At 58.7% G+C, this 23,098-nt stretch carries 27 protein-coding genes; 2 read left to right on the plus strand and 25 right to left on the minus strand.

All coding sequences use genetic code 11. From position 1 onward, the window contains the following. Window positions 1-441: 441 nt before the first annotated feature. The 8 genes from Q0899_RS12150 to clpB form a co-directional block, all read right to left on the minus strand. Complete coding sequence (locus tag Q0899_RS12150) at window positions 442-1,092, minus strand: sulfite oxidase heme-binding subunit YedZ (protein ID WP_299193095.1); 651 nt, start codon at window positions 1,090-1,092, stop codon at window positions 442-444. 85 nt (window positions 1,093-1,177) lie between these two features. Next, window positions 1,178-1,384, minus strand: coding sequence for a GDCCVxC domain-containing (seleno)protein (locus Q0899_RS12155; RefSeq protein WP_299193097.1), 207 nt, complete (start codon window positions 1,382-1,384; stop codon window positions 1,178-1,180). After that, entirely contained in the window at window positions 1,377-1,589 is a 213-nt protein-coding gene (locus Q0899_RS19420; RefSeq protein WP_366942105.1) for a mercury resistance system transport protein MerF, read from the minus strand. Before Q0899_RS19420 ends, Q0899_RS12155 begins: the two co-directional genes overlap by 8 nt. Beyond that, on the minus strand, window positions 1,589-2,515 hold the full coding sequence (gene msrP / locus Q0899_RS12160; protein WP_298294193.1) for a protein-methionine-sulfoxide reductase catalytic subunit MsrP: 927 nt from the start codon (window positions 2,513-2,515) through the stop codon (window positions 1,589-1,591). Before msrP ends, Q0899_RS19420 begins: the two co-directional genes overlap by 1 nt. 106 nt (window positions 2,516-2,621) lie before the next feature. Continuing rightward, window positions 2,622-4,109, minus strand: a complete 1,488-nt coding sequence (locus Q0899_RS12165) for an FMN-binding glutamate synthase family protein (RefSeq protein WP_299195364.1) — start codon at window positions 4,107-4,109, stop codon at window positions 2,622-2,624. 172 nt (window positions 4,110-4,281) lie between these two features. Beyond that, the gene (locus tag Q0899_RS12170; protein WP_299191730.1) at window positions 4,282-4,569 is read right to left on the minus strand and encodes a hypothetical protein; all 288 of its coding nucleotides are present in this window, start codon (window positions 4,567-4,569) and stop codon (window positions 4,282-4,284) included. A gap of 291 nt (window positions 4,570-4,860) precedes the next feature. Further along, window positions 4,861-5,310: an Mpo1-like protein gene (locus Q0899_RS12175; RefSeq protein WP_298294198.1), complete on the minus strand. Its 450-nt coding sequence runs from the start codon at window positions 5,308-5,310 to the stop codon at window positions 4,861-4,863. 63 nt (window positions 5,311-5,373) lie between these two features. Then, the gene (clpB, locus tag Q0899_RS12180) at window positions 5,374-7,989 is read right to left on the minus strand and encodes an ATP-dependent chaperone ClpB (protein ID WP_299193100.1); all 2,616 of its coding nucleotides are present in this window, start codon (window positions 7,987-7,989) and stop codon (window positions 5,374-5,376) included. Between the two features lie 225 nt (window positions 7,990-8,214). Here clpB and Q0899_RS12185 point away from each other — a divergent pair, with 225 nt between their 5' ends. Together Q0899_RS12185 and pyrF are read left to right on the plus strand one after the other, a co-directional pair. Then, window positions 8,215-8,526, plus strand: a complete 312-nt coding sequence (locus tag Q0899_RS12185; RefSeq protein ID WP_299193102.1) for a hypothetical protein — start codon at window positions 8,215-8,217, stop codon at window positions 8,524-8,526. A gap of 55 nt (window positions 8,527-8,581) precedes the next feature. Continuing rightward, window positions 8,582-9,271, plus strand: coding sequence for an orotidine-5'-phosphate decarboxylase (gene pyrF, locus Q0899_RS12190; protein WP_299193104.1), 690 nt, complete (start codon window positions 8,582-8,584; stop codon window positions 9,269-9,271). Here the strand turns inward: pyrF and Q0899_RS12195 are convergent. From Q0899_RS12195 to Q0899_RS12275, 17 genes are all read right to left on the minus strand, one after another. Next, window positions 9,268-9,534, minus strand: a complete 267-nt coding sequence (locus Q0899_RS12195) for a hypothetical protein (RefSeq protein ID WP_298294210.1) — start codon at window positions 9,532-9,534, stop codon at window positions 9,268-9,270. The two genes, pyrF and Q0899_RS12195, sit on opposite strands and share 4 nt — an antisense overlap. A 106-nt stretch (window positions 9,535-9,640) precedes the next feature. Continuing rightward, window positions 9,641-9,928 (minus strand): hypothetical protein, encoded by a 288-nt coding sequence (locus tag Q0899_RS12200; protein WP_299193107.1) that lies wholly within the window; start codon window positions 9,926-9,928, stop codon window positions 9,641-9,643. A 392-nt stretch (window positions 9,929-10,320) separates the two neighbouring features. Next, a complete protein-coding gene (locus tag Q0899_RS12205) occupies window positions 10,321-10,608 on the minus strand; it encodes a hypothetical protein (RefSeq protein ID WP_298360692.1) in 288 nt (95 codons plus the stop codon). Continuing rightward, window positions 10,608-11,501: an SPFH domain-containing protein gene (locus Q0899_RS12210; RefSeq protein ID WP_298294217.1), complete on the minus strand. Its 894-nt coding sequence runs from the start codon at window positions 11,499-11,501 to the stop codon at window positions 10,608-10,610. Before Q0899_RS12210 ends, Q0899_RS12205 begins: the two co-directional genes overlap by 1 nt. A gap of 266 nt (window positions 11,502-11,767) precedes the next feature. After that, window positions 11,768-12,229 (minus strand): OsmC family protein, encoded by a 462-nt coding sequence (locus Q0899_RS12215; protein WP_298294220.1) that lies wholly within the window; start codon window positions 12,227-12,229, stop codon window positions 11,768-11,770. Window positions 12,230-12,241: 12 nt separating this feature from the next. Continuing rightward, on the minus strand, window positions 12,242-12,946 hold the full coding sequence (locus Q0899_RS12220; protein ID WP_298294223.1) for an ABC transporter ATP-binding protein: 705 nt from the start codon (window positions 12,944-12,946) through the stop codon (window positions 12,242-12,244). Then, complete coding sequence (locus Q0899_RS12225) at window positions 12,933-13,682, minus strand: ABC transporter ATP-binding protein (RefSeq protein WP_298294228.1); 750 nt, start codon at window positions 13,680-13,682, stop codon at window positions 12,933-12,935. The genes Q0899_RS12220 and Q0899_RS12225 overlap by 14 nt, the downstream gene beginning before the upstream one ends. 2 nt (window positions 13,683-13,684) lie before the next feature. Next, on the minus strand, window positions 13,685-14,608 hold the full coding sequence (locus Q0899_RS12230; RefSeq protein WP_298360696.1) for a branched-chain amino acid ABC transporter permease: 924 nt from the start codon (window positions 14,606-14,608) through the stop codon (window positions 13,685-13,687). 2 nt (window positions 14,609-14,610) lie between these two features. After that, window positions 14,611-15,501, minus strand: a complete 891-nt coding sequence (locus Q0899_RS12235; protein WP_298360698.1) for a branched-chain amino acid ABC transporter permease — start codon at window positions 15,499-15,501, stop codon at window positions 14,611-14,613. Between the two features lie 90 nt (window positions 15,502-15,591). Further along, a complete protein-coding gene (locus Q0899_RS12240) occupies window positions 15,592-16,791 on the minus strand; it encodes an ABC transporter substrate-binding protein (RefSeq protein ID WP_298360700.1) in 1,200 nt (399 codons plus the stop codon). Between the two features lie 61 nt (window positions 16,792-16,852). After that, window positions 16,853-17,743, minus strand: a complete 891-nt coding sequence (locus Q0899_RS12245) for an SMP-30/gluconolactonase/LRE family protein (protein WP_298294241.1) — start codon at window positions 17,741-17,743, stop codon at window positions 16,853-16,855. Then, a complete protein-coding gene (locus Q0899_RS12250) occupies window positions 17,740-17,949 on the minus strand; it encodes a tautomerase family protein (protein WP_298360701.1) in 210 nt (69 codons plus the stop codon). Before Q0899_RS12250 ends, Q0899_RS12245 begins: the two co-directional genes overlap by 4 nt. Before the next feature lie 113 nt (window positions 17,950-18,062). Beyond that, window positions 18,063-18,800, minus strand: a complete 738-nt coding sequence (locus tag Q0899_RS12255) for a response regulator transcription factor (protein WP_298360703.1) — start codon at window positions 18,798-18,800, stop codon at window positions 18,063-18,065. Window positions 18,801-18,836: 36 nt separating this feature from the next. Further along, window positions 18,837-20,036, minus strand: a complete 1,200-nt coding sequence (locus Q0899_RS12260) for a sensor histidine kinase (RefSeq protein WP_299193113.1) — start codon at window positions 20,034-20,036, stop codon at window positions 18,837-18,839. A 92-nt stretch (window positions 20,037-20,128) separates the two neighbouring features. Further along, window positions 20,129-21,154 (minus strand): TRAP transporter substrate-binding protein, encoded by a 1,026-nt coding sequence (locus Q0899_RS12265; protein WP_299193115.1) that lies wholly within the window; start codon window positions 21,152-21,154, stop codon window positions 20,129-20,131. Window positions 21,155-21,296: 142 nt separating this feature from the next. After that, on the minus strand, window positions 21,297-22,067 hold the full coding sequence (locus Q0899_RS12270; RefSeq protein WP_299193117.1) for an SDR family oxidoreductase: 771 nt from the start codon (window positions 22,065-22,067) through the stop codon (window positions 21,297-21,299). Continuing rightward, window positions 22,067-23,098: an alcohol dehydrogenase catalytic domain-containing protein gene (locus Q0899_RS12275; RefSeq protein WP_298360713.1), complete on the minus strand. Its 1,032-nt coding sequence runs from the start codon at window positions 23,096-23,098 to the stop codon at window positions 22,067-22,069. The genes Q0899_RS12270 and Q0899_RS12275 overlap by 1 nt, the downstream gene beginning before the upstream one ends.

The raw sequence follows: 23,098 nt of genomic DNA on the forward strand, positions 1-23,098 counted from the left end.
AGATACTAGTAATTTCAAAGAGCGTAGAGACAAAAACCAACCGAAGCGCCCAATCTTGTTTGGCGCAACAGCCTGCATAAGTCTCTGTTTTTATTCCGCTTTCTTGACCGTGTGGCCCGTCTGGCGCCCCGTTGGTGCATCTCTGCGCCGCCGGTGAAGTGGGTTCTAGGCCTAGTGACTGATCCCCGCAACCACTTTTTTGCATGTTGCAGCATTTTTTTGTCATTTTTCGTGTAGTTTGTTTGTTTTCAATAACTTAGATGCAATATTCTTTTGAAAACGCTTTGAAATTATCGTTTGTTTTCAACCTGCCTTAGGGTCAGATCGTGCGCAGCGGGGTGTTTTCCACAGACTCAACGGCAAATGTGGATGAATCGCGGCCCCAAGAACCCACAATTCGGCAGACTCACCCCCGAATCCAAGGAATCGCCCGACTCGGCCTTATGCGCGCACCGGCAGCAACGCCCGTCCGCGCAGCGCCAGTAGCACAACGATCACGCCGAGGTAGATCATCGGCTCCACCAGCCACACCCGCTTCACCATCACAAAATGGATGCCGCCCAGCAGGATCGCGGGGTAGGCCAGTTTGTGGATGTTCTGCCAAACCCGCGGCCCATACTTCTTAATGGCCGCGTTATTCGAGGTCGCCATAACGGGGATCAAAATCAGGAACGCCGCCATGCCGATTGTGATGTAGGGCCGCTTCACAATGTCGGACCACATCAGCGCCCAGTTCCATTGCAGATCCAGCCACAGCCAGACGCTCAGATGCAGCACTATATAGAAGAAGGTCAGATGCCCCAGCGCGCGTCGGAACTTGATCAGCTTCAGCTTGAAGAAGTCGCGCAGCACCCGGATGGACATGGTGGCGATAAAGAACTGCAGCGCCAACTCCCCCAGCCAGTGCTCAATCGTTTTGGCAGGGTCGACCCCAAGGCTGTTGCCGAACAGGTCGTAGGTCCCGCTCAGCGCAAGGGCGACGCCCACGACTATATAGATACCGGGGAGCGCGCCCACCACGTAGACCAACCATTTGGGAACGGGGCGCAGAACGGTATTGATCCGCTCGGAAACTGTCAGGGCGTGGCTCATGCCTTACTTTGGCCGAGCCAATTTATGGATGCTATCAAAATTCCCATGCCGGTTAGCAAAAATCAACAACAGGTCGCCCGAACGCTCAGGCACAGCAGCTGTCGCCATCTTGGATGGGTGGGCACGGCACGGTGCCGTAGGAACAGTAGACGCAGCAGTCGCCGGCCTTGGGTCGAAGAACTGTTTTGCAGCTGGCACACTCGTAGAAGAACTGGCACGCATCAGTCGGCATGGTTTCCAACTTTACGTGGCTACAGTTCGGGCATGTCAGTGTGGATTGAAGCTCAGCCATTTCGCTGGTTTCGCCAAACACCAAATGCCGCAACCAACAGAAATGCGCCCGCGACGGAAAAGAGGACCGCATCGGTATAGACGTAGGCGATCAATCCTCCGAGCCCGATTGCACCCAAGACCAATGGCAGCAACGGAGTCACACAACAGATAATCGCCAAGACGGCGCCCGAAAGTCCAACCCCAATGAGCGTACGGTTCTTCATCAGAAGTTCTTGGCGAGGTCCATGCCGTCATAGAGGCCTGCCACCTCGGCCCCGTACCCGTTGAACATCTGCGTCGGCACGCGTTTGGCCAAAAGCCCGCCGCCGACTTTGCGCTCGGATGCCTGGCTCCAACGCGGGTGCGCCACTTCCGGGTTCACGTTACTGTAGAACCCGTATTCGCGCGGGTTGATCATGTTCCAGCTGGTTTCGGGCTGGGTGTCGGACACGGTGATCTTCACAATCGACTTGATCGACTTGAAGCCATATTTCCACGGCACCACCAGACGCATCGGTGCGCCGTTCTGGTTGGGGATGTCCTTGCCATAGATACCGGTGGCCATAATGGTCAGCGGGTGCATCGCCTCGTCCATGCGCAGGCCCTCGCGGTAGGGCCACGGAACGAAGGCACGTTTTTGCCCCCACATCTCTTCCGGGCGGACCAGCGTTTCAAATCCAACATATTTCGCGTTCGTGTCGACGCCCGCCATGGTCAACAGATCGGCCAGTTCAAACCCGTTCCACGGGATCACCATCGACCACGCCTCGACGCAGCGGAAACGGTAGATGCGTTCTTCGACCGTCATCTGGGACATGATGTCCTCGAACGAATATTTGCCGGGCTTCTCAACCATGCCGCCAATCTCGATCGACCAGGGCGAGGTCGTCAGGGCGTGCGCGTATTCCGCGGGGTCCGACTTGCCGGTGCCAAATTCGTAGAAGTTGTTGTACTGCGTGATCTCTTCCCATGCGTTGGGCTCTTCATCCGTCGAATATTGCGATGCCGCAAAGGCTGGCACGCCTGACGTTGCCGCGATCCCGCCTGCGGCAAAGGCCGCGGTTCCGGCCATGAAGGCGCGGCGGTTCAGAAAGACGTTCTCTGGGGTGACGTCGGACCACGTCAGGTCGGATTTGAATCGGTTTGCCATCGGTACCTCGCTTTGTTGCCACACCCTATGACCCGCATGGCGCGTTCTACAAAGAGAAACCCGCTGACCTCACGAAGATGTTGGTGCGGTGTCATAGGCGCCGGGGTCAGGCTTTTCGGGCAACGTCCGGGTACAACTCGCTGAGCAGCACCGATTTGCCGGTGTCTTGCACAATGCGCACATGGGTACGCTTTAGCTGCCGGGGTTCCGCCACGCCAACAGAATGGGCAATGGTCTCCACCTCCTTGACGATGTTCTTGGCGTAGCGCGCCACCTTCTTGTACTTGTCCTCCGGCACCAGCCCTTTCTGAAAGCGCGGGTCATGGGTGGTGATGCCCGTGGGGCAGGTGTTCATGTTGCATTTCATCGCCTGAATGCAGCCCAGCGAGAACATGAAGCCGCGCGCGCTGGTCACAAAATCCGCGCCCGCCGCCAAGGCCCAGGCCACGTCGCCCGGCACCATCAGCTTGGCCGAGGCCACCAGCTTGATCCGATCTTTCAACCCGTATTCCCGCAGCAACCCGGCGACCTCTGGCAAAGCTTCGCGAATGGTGACGCCCACCAAATCCATCAGCGGCAGCGGCGAGGCGCCAGTTCCCCCCTCGCCCCCGTCCAAGGTGATAAAGTCAGGGGCAAACGCGTCGCCGCGCCGGTTGATCATTTCAAACAGTTCCCGAACCGGCTGCGCCGCCCCGAACACCGTTTTGATGCCCACCGGCTTGCCGGTCACTTCGCGAACATGCGCGAGGAAATCCAAAAGGTCGTCCCAGTCGTCAATCTCGACATGGCGGTTGGGGCTGATTGAATCATGCCCCTCCTCAATGCCGCGTATCTTGGCAATCTCCGGCGTGATCTTGGCACCGGGCAGGATGCCGCCCTTCCCGGGCTTGGCCCCTTGCGCCAGCTTCAGCTCGAACATCTTTACCTGCGGTTCCGCCGCCACGGCGCGCAGCTTGTCGTCGTCCAGTCGGCCATCCTTGTCGCGCACACCGTATTTGGCGGTGCCAATCTGGAACACAATGTCGGCGCCGCCTTCCAGATGGTAGGGGGACAGCCCGCCCTCGCCCGTGTTCATCCAGATACCCGCCTCTTTCGCCCCTCGTGACAGCGCCAACACCGCCGGTTTGGAAATTGCGCCGTAGCTCATGCCGGAAATGTTGAAAAACGACCCAGCCATATATGGCTGCCGCGCCCCAGGTCCGATCATCATCGGCTCGGAGGAGGCGAATTGGTTGTCCAGCGGCGGGAACGGGGCATTCACGAAGAGGGGCGTCCCCGTCACCGCAATGTTGCGGGTGGACCCAAAAGCCACCGTGTTGCCTTTGCCTGATACCGCCCGCTTTACCCAATCTCTCTGGGCGCGGTTGAACGGCAGTTCCTCGCGGTCCATGGCAAAGAAATACTGGCGGAAGAACTCCCCCAGCTCGGTGAAAATGTGCCGGAACCGGCCGATTACAGGGTAGTTGCGCCGCACCGCGTCCTCGGTCTGGGAGCGGTCGATGATGAACAGGATCACCATCAACAGCGCCGCCGCCCCGACGACCAGCACAAAGGAGAACGCCATCACCTGAATGACCCAACCGGCCCAGTCCATCATGTCGCGCGCTCCTTTTTGACAGTCGCGCTAATTTCGCAGGTCCCGCCCGCTTGGCAACCCCTGCGGAGGGCAGCAGTGCACTTTCCCGTCATTCAACATGAAAACGGCCTCCCCCGGTTTGGGGAAGGCCGCTTGGTGATCTTCTGGGAGGAAAGATCGGAGGGGGAACTTAGTTCTCTGCAGGCGAGTCGTTGGTCAGCGCGAACATCGCCTGGATGGCCGACACATCAACGTTGCGAGCACGGTCGAAGTTCACGATGTTCTCGGCAGGCGAGTCGTTGGTCAGCGCTAGAACTTCGGCGGCACCAACGGGGTTGCCGGTGGATGTGTCGCCAACGATGCGCTCGGCAGCAGAGTCGTTGCTCAGCGCGAAGAAGGCTTTTGCGTCGGACACGTCTGCCGCAGCAGGAGCAGCAAGGGACAGGGCGACGAGAGCGGATGCGATTACAGTTTTCATTTCAGTTTCTCCAGTATGTGGTGCCGTTTCCGGCGTTGTGTGTGTTCGGCGTGTTTGCCGTTTGATGAGTTGAATATGCGCCTTCCCGCCGCCTCCTTCAATGCACCAAAACACGAAACATACGTGATTTTAGTGCGCTCACGCACATATACCTAAACACCACGGACCACAGGCTCACGCCGCCGTGAGAACCCGCTCACAAAACGCGAGAACGCTGAAACAAGCGCGCAACCCCCCCCGCTTCTTTCTGCCAAAAATATGCGAATCCCACGTCCGCCCAAAGCGACTCGATCAAGGGTCGGAGAATCCCAGACGCCGGAACACCCGACGCAACAACCAGGCAGGTCCTACGAAAATCAGGTTGGGGCTTTGAAAGACGGACGGCACACGGCCCTCAATCTTATGCCCGCCCAGAAGGGCGAACCAGCAAATGGCAAACAAGGGCAACGCCCAGCGCCATGTGGACACGGCAGCCAGGTCGTTGAAGATACCGATCACAATGATGAAGGCGACGATCACCGGCAGGAAGGACGCCGCGGCCTTCAGGGACAGGCTTGCGAAATAGAAAAGCATCGCCGCGAGGAAAGGCCAAAGCAGGGTGACCCCAAAGACGGAGACCGACTGCGCCAAGGCCATGAGCGCCAGAATGGCCAAGGGTTCCGCCACCCAATGGATTTTGATGTTCACGGGATGCCGGTGGCTTTCCTCATATTCATCCAAAAGGGGGCCTAGCTTGCTCATACTGGATCATTGAACGCAAAAAGGCCGGGCACAAGACCCGGCCTCCTCTGATTAATACGCGGCTTAGTGAACCGTCGCGTCATCCGGCTTGGGCCTGTTGGATGCAGAAAGCCGGTCGCCCACGATCAACCCGTCGGCACCGGCGCTGACCTCGATGGTCGCGCCGTCCAGCACGTCGCCCGCCAGGATCATCTCGGCCAACTGGTCCTGCAGCGCGCGTTGGATCACCCGCTTCAAAGGCCGCGCGCCGAAGACAGGGTCATACCCCTCATCAGCCAGCCATTTGCGCGCGCCGTCATCGAGATCAAGCGTAATCTTGCGCGACGCCAGACGTTTGTCGAGCAGCGCCAGCTGGATGTCGACAATGCCTGCCATGTCGTCGCGGGCCAGCCGGTCAAAGATGATCGTCTCGTCCAGACGGTTCAGGAATTCCGGCCGGAAATGCGCCCTGACGGCATCCATCACGTCGCGCTTGGCGTCTGAGCTATCGGCGTTCTCAGGCAGCTGGCTCAACGCCTGCGCCCCAAGGTTTGACGTCAGGATAATCAGCGTCTGCTTGAAATCCACCGTGCGACCCTGACCGTCGGTCAGCACCCCGTCATCCAGAACCTGCAGCAGCACGTTGAACACATCCGGGTGGGCCTTCTCGACCTCGTCGAACAGCACCACCTGATATGGACGGCGCCGCACGGCCTCCGTCAAAACGCCGCCCTCGTCATAACCGACATAGCCCGGAGGGGCCCCGATCAGACGCGCGACCGCGTGTTTCTCCATGAACTCCGACATGTCGATGCGCACCATGGCGCTGTCATCGTCGAACAGGAACTCCGCCACAGATTTGGTCAGCTCGGTCTTGCCCACGCCAGTTGGCCCGAGGAACAAGAAGGAGCCCAAAGGCCGGTTCTCGTCATTCAAGCCTGCCCGCGCGCGGCGCACCGCGTTGGCCACGGATTTGACGGCTTGGCGCTGGCCAATGACCCGCTTGCCAATCGCCTCTTCCATGCGCAGCAGCTTGTCGCGCTCGCCTTCCAGCATCTTTGATGTCGGAATGCCGGTCCAGCGTTCCACGACCTGCGCAATTTGCTCAGGGCGCACGGCTTCCTCAACCACGACGTCATTCTCCGACGCCTCGGCCTCGGCCAGCTTCTTCTCCAGCTCCGGGATCACGCCATAAGACAGCTCACCCGCCTTTGCCAAATCGCCGTCGCGTTTCGCGATATCCAACTCGGCCCGCGCCCGGTCCAGCTTTTCCTTCAGCTCCCGCGCGCCTTCCAGCTTGTCGCGTTCCGACTGCCAGCGGGCCGTCATCTCTGACGACTTCTCCTGCAGGTCGGCCAGCTCTTTCTGCAAGGCCTCCAACCGGTCCTTGGACGCGGCATCGTCTTCCTTGGACAGGGCCACTTCTTCGATCTGCAATTGCATGATCTGGCGATCCAGCGCGTCCAGTTCCTCGGGCTTGCTGTCCACTTCCATCCGCAGCCGCGAAGCCGCCTCGTCCATCAAGTCGATCGCCTTGTCCGGCAGGAAACGGTCGGTGATATAACGGTGAGACAAGGTCGCCGCCGACACCAGCGCAGAATCGGAGATCCGCACACCGTGGTGCAGCTCGTATTTCTCCTTGATGCCACGCAGGATCGAAATCGTGTCCTCCACGGTGGGTTCTTCCGCCAACACAGGCTGGAACCGCCGCGCCAGGGCTGCATCCTTTTCGACATGCTTGCGGTATTCATCCAAGGTCGTTGCACCAACGCAGTGCAATTCGCCCCGCGCCAAGGCGGGCTTCAGCAGGTTGGACGCATCCATCGCGCCCTCGCCCTTGCCCGCGCCAACAAGCGTGTGCATCTCGTCGATGAACAGGATGATTTCACCGGCGGCGTCCGTCACTTCGTTCAGGATCGCCTTCAGCCGCTCCTCAAACTCGCCTCGGTACTTTGCGCCCGCAATCAGCGCGCCCATGTCCAACGCCATCAGCTTCTTGTTGCGCAAGCTTTCAGGCACGTCGCCATCCACGATGCGCAGGGCCAGTCCTTCCGCAATCGCTGTCTTGCCGACGCCCGGCTCGCCAATCAGCACAGGGTTGTTCTTGGTGCGCCGCGACAGCACCTGCATGGTGCGGCGAATTTCCTCGTCACGGCCGATGATCGGGTCAATTTTGCCTTCGCGCGCGCGTTCCGTCAGGTCCATCGCGTATTTCTTTAACGCGTCATAGCTGTCCTCAGCGGAGGCGCTATCCGCCGTCCGCCCCTTGCGCACGTCATTGATCGCGGAATTCAATGCCTGTGCGGACACACCGCCGGCTTCCAACGCGTCCCGGGCTTTCGATTTGACCATGCACAACGCGGTCAGCAGCCGTTCGACCGGCACAAAGCTGTCCCCGGCCTTCTTGGCCAGTTTCTCCGCCTCTGCCAGCACTTTGCCGGTCTGGGTGTCCAGATAGACCTGCCCCGTGTCGCCTGACACTTTGGCAGTCTTGGCAATCGCCAGATCGACGGCCTCCAGGACCCGCGCAGGCTGCCCGCCCGCGGAGGAAATCAAGTTGGAGGCCAAGCCCTGCTCGTCATCCATCAAAGCTTTCAGAAGATGCTCAGGCGACAGACGCTGGTGGTCTTCGCGCATTGCAATGGTTTGGGCCGCCTGTACAAAACCGCGCGACCGTTCGGTGAACTTCTCTAAATTCATCACTTTGTCCTTCTCATAAGCGTCTGTCCGTCCCGCGCCCGCCAGGCAGCACGCGGAGGCAACAAACCTCACTTCGCTAAATGGGGTCCCAAATGTCGCATCGCAAGCGTTACGGGGAATTAATTCACTTCTGATTCACAGCTGAGTGAGCCCCCTTACATTATTTCGGAACCAAACCATATCTGAGGGAGATAAGGCGGTAATACTCTAGAAAGGGTAACCAAAATGAGCAGTTACAAGACAGAAGTGCAAAACCTTCACTACAACGCGGCCACACGGTCGTTTGAGGCAATGGTCATCATGTATGAAGGCACCGAGGCCACGAAATATCCCACCTCACTGCGCTTGCCCATCGACAGCGATTTCAGCTTCGTGTCCCACAAACTGGTGGCACAGGCCAAGAAGCACCGGTCCCGCAAGGCCAATCATCTGGTCTCCCGCACGCCGACGGGTCAAAGCAAACTTGCCCATTTGGGCGACCTCGCACGCCAGCTGACGGACAGCTTCGGGTTCAGCTCCGGCCAACGGGCCGCTTGACGCGCGCCAAGAACAAGATCAATCAGGGCCGATCCATAACGGAAGGCCCTGATCCATGTCTGATGACCGTCTGATTGTCGCCCTTGATACCCCAACCGCCATTGCCGCCCACGAGCTGACGCAGCGCATCGGCGACGCCGTGTCATTCTACAAAATCGGCCTGGGCATGCTGACCACCGGCGGGCTGGCGCTTGCCAACGAGCTTAAGCAAGAGCACGGAAAACGTATCTTCCTCGATATGAAGCTTTTCGACATCTCCGCCACGATCGAGGCGGCGGTGCGCGGCCTTGCGCAATTCAATCTCGATTTTCTCACCGTGCACGGCGACCCGCATGTGGTGCGCGCCGCCAAGGAAGGGGCCGCTGGCAGCAACCTCAAAATTCTGGGCGTCACGATCCTGACGTCGCTTGATCGTGGTGACCTCGACGCCGGGCTGATGAAGTCAGGCGACATGCAGGACTTGGTGCTGGAACGCGCGGGCAACGCGCTGAACGCAGGCGCTGACGGCGTTATCGCCTCACCCCACGAAGCGGCTGCGATCCGCGCCCTGCCGGAAAGCAAGGATCGCCTGATCGTCACCCCAGGCGTGCGCCCTGCAGGGGCGGCATTAGGCGATCAGAAACGGGTCGCAACCCCGGGTGCCGCCATAAAAGAGGGCGCAGATCACATCGTCGTCGGCCGCCCCGTCTGGCAAGCCCCAAACCCAAGCGAAGCCGCACAGGCAATCTTGGCCGAGCTGCCCTAAAGCCCTGAACTCAGGTTCCGTTTGCAATCCTGCGGCGGCTTGCCCGAATGGCTCATCGCAGCTACCCGGCAGGTAGCACAGCGGTATTCCACAAACCGGCCATTGGCATCGCCGGTCTTGTCCCATTTGCACGCTTTGCGGCGCGTGATCTTGGACCACAGCGGATCCAGCCGCGCGGACGCTTCGTTCTGCGCCGTTTTCCGCCCCCAAATGGCCCAGACAAAATAAAGTGCCACAAGGCCGACTGTAATGAGAATTGGCATGATCGGATCATTCCAGCCTTGGTCCCGCAGCACAACAAAAAAGCGGCCCTTCCAAAGAAGGACCGCTTTCAGTCTGGGGGGGAGACAGACTTGGGGATTGCGTAACTTAGTTCTCTGCAGGCGAGTCGTTGGTCAGCGCGAACATCGCCTGGATGGCCGACACGTCAACGTTGCGAGCACGGTCGAAGTTCACGATGTTCTCGGCAGGCGAGTCGTTGACCAGCGCCAGAACTTCGGCGGCACCAACAGGGTTGCCGGTGGATGTGTCGCCAACGATACGCTCGGCAGCAGAGTCGTTGCTCAGCGCGAAGAAGGCTTTGGCGTCGGACACGTCTGCCGCAGCAGGAACGGCGAAGGACAGGGCGACGAGAGCGGATGCGATTACAGTTTTCATTTCAGTTTCTCCAGTAAGTGATGCCGTTTCCGGCGTTGTGTGTGTTCGGCGTGTTTGCCGTTTGATGAGATGAATATGCGCCTTCCCACCGCCCCCTTCAATGCACCAAAACACGAAATGTGACTGAATTAGGTGCGTTCACGCACATATACCTAAACACCACGGACCACAGGCTCACGCCGCCGTGAGAACCCGCTCACAAAACGCGAGGCCGCTGAAACAAGCGCGCAAACCCCCCGCTTCTTTCTGCCAAAAATATGCGAATCCCACGTCCGCCCAAAGCGCAGCACCTTGCAGCAATGCGTCGCCTCTCAGCCCGCTTCTTATGAAAACAACAAACCCCCGGCTGCGCAGCAACCGGGGGTTTTCAATGTAACTCCGCCATCTTTGCGTCAATCGTCGTTGATATCGGTCTCCCAGACCTTCACCGACCCGCCTCGCGCACCAAAGATCTTGCGCAGCGCGATCCAGACAACAAGTGCGACGGCACCAAAGATCACCAGCGTGATCGGCAACGACGTTGCCAGATAGCTGCCCAGGCCCCCGTCGATCATGAACACGACCCCAATCAGCCCGGCGGCAATCGCAAAACCGAGCAGGATGTAGCCCGGCGCAAGTATCTCAAGGATACCCAGCGCAATCGCGGCGGCAAACCAAACCCAATAGTCAGACCAGGTCATCATTTACGTCCTTTCAACAATCCAAACGCGTCGCCAAAGGCGTCCAGTACGTTGGCGGGCAGCAGAATGGTCTGCTTCCCTTCGCCTTGGCCCACGACGGTCAGTGCCTCAACTTGCTTTAGCGCCACTTGGTACTGCGCGGCCTCCAGACCGTTCTCGGCAATCGCCGCCGCCACGACGCTCGTCGCATAAGCCTCCGCGTCCGCAGATACACGCCGCGCCTTGGCAAGCTGCTCAGCGGCATACAATTCTGCATCCGCGTTCAGCTCCACCGATCGTTTCGACCCTTCGGCCTCGGTCACCTGGGCGCGTCGCGCGCGTTCGGCGTTCAGCTGCTGCAGCATGGCGGCGCGGGTGGCCTCGTCCAAATTCACATCCAAAATCTCGGCGCGGGTCACTTCGATGCCCCAGTCGTCGACCACCTTCTCCAGCGCGCCTTGGATGCGCACGATCAGCTGCGCGCGGTTGGACTGCACTTCGTCCAGCTCCAGCGTGCCGATCTCGGACCGCACAATCCCCGCCACGGTGGTGGCAATGGCGGCGTCAATGTCGCGAATCCGGTACACAGTCTTCTCCGGCTCGATAATGCGGTAAAACACCGAGCTCTCTACCTGCACCAGCACGTTGTCCGAGGTAATGGCATCCTGGCTGTTCGTCGGCAGCTGCCGCTCCAGAATTGAAATCTTATGCGCCACACGGTCAAAGAACGGCACGATCAGGTTGATCCCCGGCCCCAAAACGCTGCGCAGCTTACCAAACCGCTCCACCACGTATTTCTCGGATTGCGGAACAATCCGCACGCCCGCCATGATCGCAATGACCAACAGGGCAAACAGCAGCAGGAAAACGATGTTGTTACCCAGAAAGCTTAGAAGTATTTGTTCAATATCCACGTAAATGTCCCTCTCTTTCCTACTACATATGGGGATTTTCCAACCAATTTGAAGAGAAACTCGCCCGAAACACACCGTTCGTGCCCGCCATGGCACGTTAGGCACAGTCCGGAAATTGCGGGGGCAAACCGAAGAAAACAAGGGAAAATACCGGGGTGGTAGCCCAAATGCTGTGGGACAGGAATGAATTATGGCCGTCCCCGCCGTTTCAAGCGGAGCAGTACGGACCTAATGACCCTGCGCAACCACTGTGGGGGGCTATCACGCTAGGTTGGGACCCGGACCCAGTTTTCGACAATGTCGCAGCCTGCCCGGCGCAGAAGGACCGAGACAGGGCATTTCTCTGCAACGATCGTCTTGAGTTGCTCAATTTGCGCGTCTGTCGCATCGGTTTTCAGGCGGACAGTTAGCTCAATCGTCGGGAATGGGGTCCCGATCTCGGCCTTACCAAAGACGCCGCGGGTGTCAAAATGCCCGGTCAGGTCAAATTCCATGCTTTCGACCTTCATCTTCAACAGCCCCGCAACGTAATTGGCGATCACATTGGTGCAGCCCAGAAATGACGACAACATTGTCTCCAACGGCGAGGCATAAAGATCGGTTCCGCCGCGTTCGGGCGGCTCGTCCGTGGCGACAAGGTTGTGACGCGCCACCATTTCAGTGCGCGCGTCGCTGACCGAATGGCCGGTCACATCAATTTTGAACAGGTCGGGCATCACATGCGCCATGGCTGGGCTCCTTTAAACCGTGAGGTAGCGTTTGATGAGGTCAGGATCCGCACGGATTTCGTCCGGCCGCCCTTCAAATTTTACCTCACCTTTTTCCAGAACGTAGACCCGGTCGCTGAGATCGAGGACGAAGTTGAGGTTCTGCTCGGCCAGCACGATGGACAGGCCGGCGGCCTTGAGAGACGCAATCTGGTCTTTCAACTTGTCGACCACCAACGGGGCCAGCCCTTCGGATGGTTCATCAAGCAGCAAGATGTCAGGGTTGCCCATCAGCGAGCGGGCGATGGTCAGCATTTGCTGCTGCCCACCCGACAGATACCCGCCTTTACGCTCTTTGAACGTCTCCAACTCGGGGAACAGCGCATAGACCTTGGCCTCGTCCCACTCGTCTGCTTTGCCGCGAGACCGGCGGGCAATGTCGAGGTTTTCCCAAACCGTCAGCTCTGGAAAAACGCGCCTGTCCTCCGGCACAAATCCGATGCCCAGGCGCGCAATGTCATAGGTCGGCCTGCCCTGAACCTCTTTGCCCTTCCATTTGACGGTGCCCGAATGCGGCGGGGTCAAGCCGTTGATCGACCGCATGGTCGTGCTTTTGCCCACCCCGTTGCGGCCCAGAAGCCCGACGCATTCGCCGTCCTCGACGCGGACGGAGACCCCAAACAATACCTCGGAAATGTCGTAGGCGGTGTGGATATTGGCGACATCAAGCAGCGTCATCGGCATGCTCCCCAAGATAGATGCGGCGCACCTCGGCATTGTTGCGCACCTCTTCGGGGCTGCCGGTGGCGATCAGCTCGCCATGGTGCAGAACAGACATGCGGTCCGCGATTGCAAAGACGACCTGCATGTCGTGCTCGGTGAACAACAATGTCAGCTTACGTTTCGACGCGATGTCGCCGATCAACGCAATGGAATCCATCGTCTCTTGCGGCGACATGCCGGCGGTCGGCTCATCAAGCAGCAGGAGGTCGGGTTCGGACGATAGTGCAATTGCCAGCTCCAGTTGCTTCTGTTTGCCATATGACATCAGCCCCGCCGTCTCGTCCGATTCATCTGTGAGGTGCACCAATTCGAGCATCCGCGCCGTCTCGTCGCGATAAAGCTGGGCGCCTGGCCGGAAGAGGTTGAACATCATCTTCTTGTCGGCAATCAGCGCGACCTGCACGTTTTCGAATACCGTCAGCTTGGGGTAGATATTGATCCTTTGAAACGAGCGCGCGATGCCAAGGTTTACGATGCGGCTAGGGCTTCGCCCGGTGATCTTCTGACCCTTGTAATGGGTAACACCTGACGTAGGGTGCAGCTGACCGGTGAGGCAGTTGAAAAACGTGGTCTTCCCCGCCCCGTTAGGTCCGAGGACCGCGTGTTTTTCGCCTTCCTGCAGCTCAAGGTTGATGCCATTCAGCGCCTGAAAGCCAGAGAAGTTCATGCCAAGGTTTTCGATCTTCAACATGGCTATTCTCCCTTCTTCTTGCGCTTGGAAGTGAAGCCCATCAGCCCATCGGGGAAGAAGAACAGCACCGCCAGGAGGATGATTGCCAGCACGGTCGGCCAATAGACCGTCCATTCGGTGATGAACCTGTCGAGCAGCAGCAGCGTCGCCGCCCCAACGGCCGGGCCAATAAAGGACCCGACACCGCCAAGGATGGACATGATCATCACCTCGGCCGACTGCGTCCACCAAGCGCTTTCAACAAAGACGGAGTGGTTGAAGAGCGTGAACAAAGACCCGGCAACTCCCGCGAACGTGCCGGCTAGAACAAATGCCACCAGCTGGATGCGGCGCACGTCGACCCCGATGAATTCCGCCCGATTGCGGTTCTCACGCGTTGCCACAAGCGTGAACCCGTAGGCCGAATTCACGATGCGCCACATGATCCATGCGCAGGCCGCAACCACAAGGAAAGTGAAGTAGTAAAACCGGACCGGGACATCCAACCAGTCGGGAACAGCAACGCCGATGAAGCCCGTATCGCCGCCAGTCACGCCGACCCATTTGAACGCGACCGCCCAGACAAGTTGACCGAAGGCCAGCGTTAGCATCGAGAAATAGATCTCGGTCAGCTTGACGCAGAAATACCCGATCACTAGGGCGCAGAGCCCGCTGATGATGGCCGCCGCCGGAAACACGATGATGAAGGGCAGCCCCACCGTCGTCAGCAACACCGCGCAGGCATACGCGCCGATGGCGAAATACGCTGCATGGCCGAAGGAGATCAGGCCGCCATAGCCCAGCAGCAGGTTAAAGCTAAGCGCGAAGAGCGCAAAGATCATGATTTCGGTTGCCAGGTAGACGACGAACAGGCCGCCCACCAGCGGCAACAACAACAGCAAAGCCGCCGCGACGCCGAGTAGGATCATATTGCGTTGGGTGACCATGATTATTCAGCCTCCGGTTTGCCGAGCAGGCCCCATGGACGGATCATCAGCACGACGACCATCATTAGGTAGATCAGAACAATTTCGAAATTCGGGACCAGCATGACCCCGAAGGAATTTAGCAGCCCCAGGATGAGCGCACCAAGGAAGGCACCGCCCAGCGAACCAAGCCCGCCAATAATGACGATGATAAAGCACTGCACGATGATCTCGGCATCCATGCCTTGGCTGAGCGCGACGGCAGGAGCCGCCAAAGCGCCTCCGACACCGGCGAGGGCCGAACCGCCGACAAAGGTCAGCATATAGATGCGGCCCACATTGATCCCGAGGGATTCGAGCATCTCCCGGTCCTGCCGAGCCGCCCGCACAAAACGCCCCGCCCTTGTGCGGTTGACGAAATACCACATCCCGATTGCCACAACCACGCCCATGGCGCACAGAAACAGGCGGTAGGACGGATAGTAGGCAATGCCCAGATTGACCGCGCCTTTGAAGCCCTGCGGCAGCGACACCGACAACACCTGAGTGCCCCACGTAAAGCGCACCAGATCGCCGACGATCATGACCAGCGCAAAGGTGAACAGCAGCTGATAGAGGTGGTCCCGATCGTAGAGATGGCGAAGCATCGACCGCTCGATCCCGTAGGCCATGGCCGCCAGCACCGCGCCGGACCCGAGGACCGCCAGCCAAAAGCCCCCGGGAAATCCGGACAGGAACCCAACCAGCGAGAAGCAAACATAGCCTCCCAGCATGTAGAACGCCCCATGGGCGAAGTTCAAAACGCGCAAAACACCCAAGATGAGCGTCAGCCCCGCGGCGATGACAAAGAGACTCATCCCGAGGGTCAAACCGTTCAGCAACTGGATGAACGTGAGGACAGGGTTATCGAACATGTCTTTGGTCCCAGAAAATGGTAATAGCGTCACCGACCGAAACAAGACCAGATGGTCAGATGTAGTTCCGGTCGGCGACTAGGGAGGTCGTTAGTCCATCAACTCGTCAGCGACGATATACTCTACCGGGTCCAGTTTCCGGTAAGGGTAAGCGGCGTCATCCGACTGTGCCATCTGACCCCAGAACTGGCCACGGTTGGCCTGGTGATCCTTTGCACGCATCGTTTGGGTGCCGATGGGTGTTTCGATCGTCAGCCCTTCAAGCGCCGCAATCACCGCATCCGTTTCCGCAGAACCCGCTTTCGCAATCGCTTCGGTCAGCCATTGGGAGGCCACGTAGCCCACAACAGGCCAAGATGGGGTGGTTTCCACGCCTAACTCTTCCTGAAGCTTGGCGACGAATTCCCCATGCGCGTCATTTGGCGAGTGGTAGAACACCTCGTACGAGTTGGCCCAGATGCCTTCGGGCATATCGGCGCCCATCTGCTCTGCCACTTCGGGGGAACCGACTTCACCGGCGGTCACATATTTGACCTGATCGAAGAAACCAAACGGCGCTGCCTGCTTGGCGAATGCCGGGAACAGGCCCGCCCACACGCCCGAGAAGACCCCATCGCAGCCCGCAGCCATGATGTTGGTGATATGGGCCGTATAGTCGGTCGTGCCGTTCTTGGGCCACTCTTGCTGAACGATTTCAGCGCCGGGCCGAATTTTGGCAATGTGCTCGCTGAATGCCTCGTTCAGGCTGTGACCGTAGGAATAGTCCATCAAGATCGTGCAGATCTTATCCATCCCGAGCCGGTCCGCGATAACAGCGGCGGACTTGCCTTCGGTATTGGTATTGGCCGCAGCGCGGAAAACGTATTTGTGGAAGTTCTCCGGCGAGGTCATCTGTGTCGATTTCGGGATCGCGGCGACGTAAATCGTCTCTTCTTGACGCGACACTTCCGAGATGGCCTGCCCCACGGAAGAGCTGACCCCACCTACGAGGAAATCGACATTTTCGCGCGCAATCAGGTCGCGCGCCATAGCCGTCGCTTCCGCTGGGTCACATTTGGAATCCCGATGCGCCAGCTCAAGCTTTTTGCCATTCAGGCCGCCGGCCGCATTGATTTCTTCTACAAGGATCTCCGTGCCCCGCAGCGAGTATTCGCCAATCAATTGGCAAGGCCCCGATGTCGGGTACAGTGCGCCGATGCGGATGGTGTCCCCTTCTGCGAACGCGATTGACGGGATGGCGGCAGCGGCGCTGATCATTGTCCCTGTCAGTAGTAGAGCTTTGGTATCCATGGTTTCTCCTCCCATTGGGTTTTGGTGCGGCTCCCCGTAGTCCCTCCCCGAGGGGCCGCAATTAGAACAACGCCAACCCGGGCACCTTAACCCGAGTTCGGTACAGCGTCGTCGATGACGTAAAATAAAGGTCGCAAAGGTCTTTCCCGCCCCATGCGAAATTGGCCGTGAATTCAGACATGCGGATTACACCGAGCGTCACACCATCAGGTGCGATGACATGAACCCCACCCGGCCCAGTGCAGTATACGTTGCCAAGGCTGTCGATCTTCATTCCGTCAGGATGACCCTCGCCCTCGCCTTCCGTAACGCTGACCCAAACCTCACCACCGGTGATCGTCCCATCTGCGGTAATGTTAAAACGCCGGATATGCTTGCGCTCTGTGTCATTGACGTAGAGCAGCCGTTGATCAAGCGAAAAACAAAGACCATTGGGTTGGGCGAAGTCATCCGCAATCTGCGTGATCGTCTGTCCGTCGGCAGCGACGCAATAGACGCCCTGGCACCCCATCTCAAGCTCACGCTCGACGCCGAAATACTTCATGCGCCCGTAGGTTGGGTCGGTGAAGAAGATCGCGCCATCCTTGCGAACCACGATGTCATTCGGGCTGTTGAACGCCTTGCCGTCGTATTCGGCGGCAAGAACGGTGGTAGAGCCATCCGCCTCCGCCCGTGTCACACGGCTGGTGGCGTGCTCGCAGCTTAGCAGCCGGCCATCGGCGTCAAACGTGTTGCCGTTGGCCATGTTGCTGGGAACGCGAAAGCTGTCAATTTCGTCACCGCGCGAAAGCGAGTACATCTTGTTGGCCGGAATGTCCGAAAAGATCAGCTGCTTGTTCTGTGGATGCCAAACAGGGCCTTCAATGAACTCGAAACCGCCGACGACGAAGTCCAGCTTCACGTCGACATCAATGATGTCGGCCATCGAAATTTCGCGAGGCTCTACGATCATGAGGACGACCGCAGCTCTTTGACCCGCTCCCCGCCTGAGAACCAGTCGGTTTCCTCGATTTCGTCAAAGACCAGCCAGACATTCTCTTTCGGAATGCCCGCCGCTTCGCTGATCCCATGAGTTACGGCGTTATTGATCTTGGCCTTAATGCCCTCTGGGTCATGCTCGATGACCTGTTTCACCAGTCTAATGGTAACGAATGGCATTGGCGTCCTCCCTGATCAGCCGTGATCGTTAAGGAAACATTAAGACGGCCTGGTCGTTGCCAATGCGTGGATGAGCGCAAAAGGTGCTGCGGGAATCCGCAAAAAATTCGGGACTAGCTGCTGGCCTCTTCGGAAGTCAGCCATTTCTGCAGCCGTGCTTCCTCCTGCTGCAACGTATCCGCGTTCAAAAGCCCGCGCGACATCGCAACCGATATCACCCTCGTTCGGGAATTGACCGTTGGCCCCCAAGGCCCAACATGCGCATCCGATTTGTCGAGGCCGAGCTTTTGGTACAAATGCTGCAACCGGCTTTGCGCGCCTCGCAAAGAGACACGCCGACGGGCGGCCATGGCCTTGTCGGTCAGGCCAAGGCTGACATCAACAAGGGCCTCAAACTCGACGTCTGTCAGGCTGCTGACCCGGTCTGCCGAACGCTGCTGTACACCCCGCACCTCGCGGTCAATGACACACTGATCGGCCAGAAAAACACCCTGGATGGCCAGCTTCAGGCGATCCTCAGGCGCCGATTTCAGGATGTAGCCGTACACGGCCTCTTCCGGCACGATGCGCGTTATGCCACGAATATAGGCCTCATCGGAGTAGTTGGACCAAAACAGGACCCGCGTCTGCGGGTGCCGCGCCCAAATGGCCTTTGCAACATCCACGCCGGTCATGTGGGGCATCTGCAGATCTAGAACAACGCAGTCGAACGGGTTTTTCTGAAACTGATCCAGCGCCGTCTGCCCGTTATCCGTTTCGACAAGCTCCTCAATGTCTGGCAGCACACCACGCGAGACTTCCACAATGAAGGACCGGTGCAATTGGTCGTCTTCTGAAATGAGTAGGCGCAAGGCAAGGTCTCCTGAGCAATTGCGAGCATGCCAAGTTCAGGCATTTGTGAGGGAAATCTCGATCCGCGCACCGCCCAAAGGGGACGCATTGCTGATAGCGACATTTGCCGAAATAAGCTCCGCGCGGGTTCGAATGTTCTCCAAGCCATTGTCAGAGGTTAACGCGCTCAAATCAATGCCGGGGCCATTGTCATCGACACGGACGTGTAATGCGTCGCCCTTTTGCAGGACCTCGACCGAAAGCCGTGTAGCGTTCCCGTGTTTGAGAGCGTTGTTAATTGCTTCTTGAACAATACGGTAAACGGCGGTGCGGATGGTGTCTGAAAGCGCGTCGACCTGGCCGCCGGTTGAATCGTTTACTGTGGTCTCGATCCGCCTGCGATAGTGGATCACGCAGCGCTGCAAATGCGCCTCTACCGCATCGGCAAAACCAAACAATTGCAGAACGCCGGGCTTCATGTCTTCAACGATGCCACGCAAATCCGCGAGACAGTTTTCAAGGGCGGCATCCAGCTCACTCAGCTCAGCAGTGTCGCCGTCCTGCAGCCGCGCCATGCGGCGTTTGATACGGGCCAGATCAGCCAGGGTCTGGTCGTGCAGGTCCATGCCCAACCGCTGGCGTTCCCGCTCCATCCCTTCCGTCAGACGCAGAGCGCCGAGACGCAATGCCGCCTCCCTGCCGCGTGCGTCACTTTCTGCGACGGCTGCATCACGCGCCTCTTTGCCGCGCTCCAACGCAAAGAGATAGGCGGCGACAAGATCAGCGGCGCCTTGGGCCGTGACGACCAAATCAGATTGGTAAACGCCAATCTGATGGCTTGATATGGCCAGCGAACCGGTGATCGCCCCCTGCACCCGCAACGGCACAATGATGCGGCTGTGCAAATTGGCCTCAAAAAGCGGCTTGCTGTCAGCGCCTTCAAAATGGAACCGGGGGTCCACCCAGGCATCCTCTGTCAGAATGCTGTCGACCTCTCCGCGCAGGACATCCCGGATGGGGCTGTTTTCGGTGGGTCTGTATGGGTTTTCGGTATGGTTCCACTTTGTCTGAAGCTGCGCTTCGTAACAAATCTGGGTCCCGGAGGGGTGCAGCAGCACAATGTCGAGGTGGTCATGCGGAATAAGCGTCCGCAACCCGTCCGCGAAATTGGTCAGCACCTGCTCGTAATCAGTTGGCCCGGCTATCGCCTGGGCGATGGACAGAAAGCATGCAAGCGCTTCATCTGGGTTCGGCATGGCAGGGGCCGCCCTTCCATTGGACGCCCCCTTTTCATCATGCCTGCCAGTTTCTTTCAACGGCTAGACCTCAAACCTGCTGGCGGCGTCAGTCACTCGTTGACCAAACCAAGCTGGCCGAGATAGGCCAAGTGACTGTCGACCAATGCCTTGGCTTCCGGCGTGGTCGCAAACTCAACCCAGGTCTCCTGAGCAACTTTGCGGAACTGCTGGCGGTCCTCACGGCTCCAATCGTAAATTGCGACGCCCTTTGCCTTTAACCCGGCTGCGGCTTCGCCGTTCACCTTGTCAAAGGTCAAAGCCGTGCGCAGGGCCAACGATTCCATCGCAACGGACAAGATTTCGCGGTGATGTTCGGGCATGGCGTCCCAAACGGCTTTGTTGCAGGCCAGATGGTCCGACGGCATTGAATGGAAACCGGGAAAAGTTGCGTGCTGCACAATGTCGAACAGGCCTAACGACACGTTGGTGGCGACGCCCGCAGCATCCGCGCCGTCAATGATGCCCGTTTCAAGCGCGGTGAAAACCTCGGTGAAGTCCATCACGACGGGGGAGGCCCCAAGCTTCTCGAAGATCTTTGTTTCCATCCCGGGGGGCGAACGGAATTTCCAGCCCTTCAGGTCTTCGGGCCCGGCAAGGGGCCGAATGGAGGAAAGGCTTTCCTGGCCCGGCACCCACCATCCGACCAACTGCATATCGTAGGCATTGTAAAGCTTCTGCGCGGCCTCTAGCCCGCCGCCAAAGTAGAGCCAGCTCAGCTGCTGATACGGCGTGTCGTATCCGCCCATGATATCGCCGACAAATTGGAAAGCGGGGTTTTTGCCGGTCTGATAGCTACCGCCGGTCATGTCACAATCGAGTATTCCCGAGACAGCTGCATCAAAGGTTTCAACCGACTTGACCACGGATGAAGAGTAAAACAGCTCGATGTCAATTCCGCCCGCTGACATCCTCTCGACGCTTTCGACAAATTCGGTGGCCAGCTTTCCGGACGGAGATTCCTGCGGAAAAAGCGTCTGGATTCGAAGCGACGTCTGTTGATCGGCATCTGCGAACGAAGGCGCCGCCGCAAACGATGTCGCAAGCAGCGTCGTGCACAAAATGTTTCGAATTTTCATGATGTCCTCCCTAGGTTAGGGAGATGCTACCGCGGCAATTCACGCGCCTGCGACGGTGCTATGCGTACCTTGGCGCGGTGTTCCCGCGCCCCAACTGCGGGAACCCGCAAACCGGTTCTGCTGCGTTGTAGGAAAGGGCGCCTTAGCGCCCCATCCATCCACCATCGACCAGCATTGTGTGGCCGTGCATGTAGCTTGCCGCCTCGGACGCGAGGAAGACAATCGGCCCCTGGAAATCCTCTGGCTTGCCCCAACGCCCTGCCGGGATACGTTCAAGGATCGATTTGGACCGCGCCGGGTCATTGCGCAGCGCTTCGGTATTGTCCGTGTCGATGTAGCCCGGCGCAATTGCGTTAACGTTCACGCCTTTCCCGGCCCATTCATTGGCGAACGCCATTGCCAGCTGGCCAATGCCGCCCTTCGAGGCTGCATAGCCTGGAACAGTGATGCCGCCCTGAAAGGTCAGCAGGGACGCGGTGAAGATGACCTTGCCAGAGCCCCGTTCGACCATGGTGCGACCGATATCGCGCGTGATGACGAATTGCGCGGACAAGTTCACTTCGATCACCTCATCCCACATCTCGTCAGGGTGGGTCGCAGCGGGCTCGCGCAGGATCGTACCAGCGTTGTTGACCAGAATGTCAATCTGCGGATGGTCCTTGAGAACCTGCGCCGTGAAGGCCTTCAGCGCCGCGCGATCGGAAAAGTCACACGAATAACCGGTGAACGAACGACCCATCGCGGTGATCGCGTCGCCGACGTCGGATCCGTTAGGATCAAGCGAGGCGCTGACCCCAATCACGTCGGCCCCGGCCGCAGCCAAAGCTTCCGCCATTCCGCGCCCAATGCCGCGCTTTGCGCCCGTGACAAGCGCGGTTTTCCCCGCCAGGCTAAATTTTTCCAATACGTTCATTATGTTTCCTCCGAAACGCGGATCATCGACTTCATGGCATTCGGGTTCTCGGTCAACGATTTAAACGCGCCTTCAATGTCCGAAAGCCCCTGTATGTCGGTGATAAATGCCGCACAATCGACCACGCCCTTGGCAAGCAGGGCCATGGCTTTGTCGTAATCCTCTGGGCGGTACACCCGTGCCCCGATCAGCTCCAGCTCGCGCCAGAAGAACTGGAACATGTCGATCTGCGGTTTGGATGCGTGGATGGCAACCATCACAATCCGGCCACGCGTCGCAGCAGCGGCGGTCATTAAATCAACACCTGGCTGGGAGCCGGACACCTCGAACACAACATCAGCGCCTTTGCCGCCGGTGCTGTCATGAATGGCCGCGGCAACGTCGGTATCTTTGGGGTTTAGGGTTGTGAAACCAATTTTGCGGGCGAAGGCCAACCGGTTCTCGTTTATCTCCGAAACCGTTACGTTTGCGCCGGCATCGCGGGCCGCCATGGCGACCAGCATCCCAATCGGACCACCCCCAATCACCAGCACATCTTCGCCGGGCTGCACCTTGCCGCGGTCGACGTCATGAACGGCGACGGCCAGCGGTTCGATCAGTGCCGCATGGCTGAGGTCAAGATCGTCGGGCAGAACATGGATTGTATGGGCCGGCACATTCCATTTTTGCTGAAACGCCCCGTCCGTGTCGATACCGATGAATTTGAGGTTGTGGCAGACATGTTCATGGCCCGCGTTGCATGCCGGGCAGTCGCCGCAATGATCAAGCGGTCGCACCACAATATGTTGGCCGGGTTTCAGCCCGTGGACACCATCGCCAACTGCCGCAATGACACCGGACATTTCATGACCAATCGTCCGCTCGAAACCGACGCGCTGATCCATATGGCCAAGATAGATGTGCAGATCAGTGCCGCAAATCCCGCAATAGGCAACGTCGACCTGCACCTCGCCGGATTTTGGGGCCGCAATTTCAACCTGCTCAATAGAAAAGCGCTTTTCGCCGCGATAAACGGCAGCTTGGTGGACCAT

Source organism: uncultured Litoreibacter sp., assembly GCF_947501785.1.
Lineage (GTDB): Bacteria > Pseudomonadota > Alphaproteobacteria > Rhodobacterales > Rhodobacteraceae > Litoreibacter.

Coding starts and splice junctions, on each gene's coding strand:
- Q0899_RS12150 (WP_299193095.1), bottom strand. CDS start 1,092: ATGAGCCACGCCCTGACAGTTTCCGAGCGGATCAATACCGTTCTGCGC.
- Q0899_RS12155 (WP_299193097.1), bottom strand. CDS start 1,384: ATGGCTGAGCTTCAATCCACACTGACATGCCCGAACTGTAGCCACGTA.
- Q0899_RS19420 (WP_366942105.1), bottom strand. CDS start 1,589: ATGAAGAACCGTACGCTCATTGGGGTTGGACTTTCGGGCGCCGTCTTG.
- msrP (WP_298294193.1), bottom strand. CDS start 2,515: ATGGCAAACCGATTCAAATCCGACCTGACGTGGTCCGACGTCACCCCA.
- Q0899_RS12165 (WP_299195364.1), bottom strand. CDS start 4,109: ATGGACTGGGCCGGTTGGGTCATTCAGGTGATGGCGTTCTCCTTTGTG.
- Q0899_RS12170 (WP_299191730.1), bottom strand. CDS start 4,569: ATGAAAACTGTAATCGCATCCGCTCTCGTCGCCCTGTCCCTTGCTGCT.
- Q0899_RS12175 (WP_298294198.1), bottom strand. CDS start 5,310: ATGAGCAAGCTAGGCCCCCTTTTGGATGAATATGAGGAAAGCCACCGG.
- clpB (WP_299193100.1), bottom strand. CDS start 7,989: ATGAATTTAGAGAAGTTCACCGAACGGTCGCGCGGTTTTGTACAGGCG.
- Q0899_RS12185 (WP_299193102.1), top strand. CDS start 8,215: ATGAGCAGTTACAAGACAGAAGTGCAAAACCTTCACTACAACGCGGCC.
- pyrF (WP_299193104.1), top strand. CDS start 8,582: ATGTCTGATGACCGTCTGATTGTCGCCCTTGATACCCCAACCGCCATT.
- Q0899_RS12195 (WP_298294210.1), bottom strand. CDS start 9,534: ATGCCAATTCTCATTACAGTCGGCCTTGTGGCACTTTATTTTGTCTGG.
- Q0899_RS12200 (WP_299193107.1), bottom strand. CDS start 9,928: ATGAAAACTGTAATCGCATCCGCTCTCGTCGCCCTGTCCTTCGCCGTT.
- Q0899_RS12205 (WP_298360692.1), bottom strand. CDS start 10,608: ATGACCTGGTCTGACTATTGGGTTTGGTTTGCCGCCGCGATTGCGCTG.
- Q0899_RS12215 (WP_298294220.1), bottom strand. CDS start 12,229: ATGGCGCATGTGATGCCCGACCTGTTCAAAATTGATGTGACCGGCCAT.
- Q0899_RS12220 (WP_298294223.1), bottom strand. CDS start 12,946: ATGACGCTGCTTGATGTCGCCAATATCCACACCGCCTACGACATTTCC.
- Q0899_RS12225 (WP_298294228.1), bottom strand. CDS start 13,682: ATGTTGAAGATCGAAAACCTTGGCATGAACTTCTCTGGCTTTCAGGCG.
- Q0899_RS12230 (WP_298360696.1), bottom strand. CDS start 14,608: ATGGTCACCCAACGCAATATGATCCTACTCGGCGTCGCGGCGGCTTTG.
- Q0899_RS12235 (WP_298360698.1), bottom strand. CDS start 15,501: ATGTTCGATAACCCTGTCCTCACGTTCATCCAGTTGCTGAACGGTTTG.
- Q0899_RS12240 (WP_298360700.1), bottom strand. CDS start 16,791: ATGGATACCAAAGCTCTACTACTGACAGGGACAATGATCAGCGCCGCT.
- Q0899_RS12245 (WP_298294241.1), bottom strand. CDS start 17,743: ATGATCGTAGAGCCTCGCGAAATTTCGATGGCCGACATCATTGATGTC.
- Q0899_RS12250 (WP_298360701.1), bottom strand. CDS start 17,949: ATGCCATTCGTTACCATTAGACTGGTGAAACAGGTCATCGAGCATGAC.
- Q0899_RS12260 (WP_299193113.1), bottom strand. CDS start 20,036: ATGCCGAACCCAGATGAAGCGCTTGCATGCTTTCTGTCCATCGCCCAG.
- Q0899_RS12265 (WP_299193115.1), bottom strand. CDS start 21,154: ATGAAAATTCGAAACATTTTGTGCACGACGCTGCTTGCGACATCGTTT.
- Q0899_RS12270 (WP_299193117.1), bottom strand. CDS start 22,067: ATGAACGTATTGGAAAAATTTAGCCTGGCGGGGAAAACCGCGCTTGTC.
- Q0899_RS12275 (WP_298360713.1), bottom strand. CDS start 23,098: ATGGTCCACCAAGCTGCCGTTTATCGCGGCGAAAAGCGCTTTTCTATT.